Consider the following 445-nt stretch of genomic DNA (forward strand, 5'->3'; position numbering starts at 1 on the left):
GAGTGTTGCAGCTGCATCATATTGTCCAGTTCGTCTAAGATGGCGAATTTGAGCGAATTGTAAGAGAGGATCTTTTTGCCATGATCGCTCCACAGCACGTAATTTTTGCATGACTCTAGGATCATTATTTTCAACGGCCACAAAAGCGTTAAAAAGAGATTGAGCATGGGCTAATTTTGCAACGCGTTCAGCTGAATCGAAGTGATGAGCATAAAGCATGAATTGCATGCGTTTCAAATGATCGATAGGTTTTAAGGTAGTACTTGCATTTTTAAGAATAAGTTCTTCTTCTTTTGCATTGAGCTTTGCTTTATGCCACCATGGTGCAATGATCTGTCGAGCGCGGGCGATTTGTCCAGTTGCAATAAGTGCTTTAGCGAATAGAGCCATACCTTGTGCTGTTAAGGGGGGATGACGAGAAAATTTTTGAAGGATTACGTGTGTG

Annotated in this window: 1 pseudogene; it reads right to left on the reverse strand. The window is 41.6% G+C overall.

Features of this window, described 5'->3' with window-relative positions:
• Positions 1-445, reverse strand: a pseudogene (locus J7R05_RS08175) (lytic transglycosylase domain-containing protein); the annotation flags it as partial.

The organism is Bartonella capreoli (genome assembly GCF_902813205.1).
Taxonomy (GTDB): Bacteria; Pseudomonadota; Alphaproteobacteria; order Rhizobiales; family Rhizobiaceae; genus Bartonella; species Bartonella schoenbuchensis.